At 49.6% G+C, this 1,283-nt stretch carries 1 protein-coding gene; it reads right to left on the bottom strand.

From position 1 onward, the window contains the following. Nucleotides 1–952, bottom strand: a 952-nt coding sequence (locus Q0614_RS08425; RefSeq protein WP_298787986.1) for a class I SAM-dependent methyltransferase, incomplete at its 3' end; no start/stop codon positions are given. Nucleotides 953–1,283: the final 331 nt, after the last annotated feature.

Below are 1,283 nucleotides of genomic sequence, written 5' to 3'. Positions count from 1 at the left end.
TCGCGGCGAAATAGACGCTGATCTGCGTCATGCTATACGCGGCGGTTTCGTAGCGTTGCCTGTCCCAAAACGGCTCCAAAATATAAAGCCGCGCCTTCGCGCTCATCGACTCCACCGCGCGCGCGAGGATGCTTACGATCTGCTCCTCTGCAAAGCAGTCCAGAAACTGACTGAGCCAGATCGCGTCAAAGCCGCGCGGAAAGCACGTAGCAGGATCTAGCAGATCGGCCGCAAGCCCATCTATGCGCTCCGCGCCCTGCGCACCTGCGACGGCGTCTTTCATCATCGAAATTTGCCCCGCAAGATCAATTATCGTGACGCGCACATTTTCATCGTAGCCTACGCACTGCTTAGCAAAGCGCCCCGTATTGCCGCCTACGTCTAAAATTTTATTTGTCTTGCGCGAGAAAATGATCTTTAGCGCGGGCCCAAACGCCAAATCCGAATAAAAATGATCAAACGCGAGCCAGCTTTTGCGCACATGCGGCGGCAGATGCGAAAGCGCCTCGTAGATCGTAGCCCACTGCCCAAAAACCTTTAGCCCCTCTGGTTTGCCCGATTTTAGTGTCTCTTCGAGCCTAAATAGCCCCTCGTAGCACACGTCGTGGATGAAGTCCATATCAACGTCCACCATCTCGTCGGTGAGTAGAAAATACCCCGCCTTGCTAAGCTGAAATTTCTCGCCGCACAGAAGCACCGTGCCGATGCTAAGCGAACTTTCCAAAAGCAGCTTTACGGCGTATTCGCTAAGCGAGAGCTTCTTCGCGATCTCTTCTATGCTTAACCCGTCCTCCGCCTCATGAAGCGCGCTTAAAATTCCAAATTTTTTCATCAGCCTGCTTACCTGAAAAACTACAGGCGCAAAGGCGATCTCATTCGCCGTCCGCTGCGCCTCGCCCGCGCTTTGACGCTCCACGGCGTAACGATCTAAAAGCTGTTTGGGAAGTTTCATTTTTGATCCTGCTTATGTAAATTTCGCAAAATTTTAGCAAAAAATTTTAATTTTTGCCACGCGGGATTTGGGATTTGCAGCGTTTTTAAATTTAGCGGGCAAGCCAAAAGCAAAGCTGTGCGAGCGGAACGATACCGAGCGAGCTTTAAATTTAGCGGATAAAATTTCAAAGCAGAGCTAAATTTTATGAAATTTTAGTTAAAATCACTCCTTAATTTCGCGCCAAAGCGAAAATCTAAATTTAGGAAAAGTCTTGAAACTTCAAATGTCCTTGATCTCCATCGCTTGCGTAGTTATTATCCTGGCGGGTCTTAAAGCCGCGCAGGCTATC

The sequence above is a fragment of the uncultured Campylobacter sp. genome (assembly GCF_937997595.1).
Classification (GTDB): domain Bacteria; phylum Campylobacterota; class Campylobacteria; order Campylobacterales; family Campylobacteraceae; genus Campylobacter_B.
This window is presented reverse-complemented; position numbering and strand designations above follow the sequence as displayed.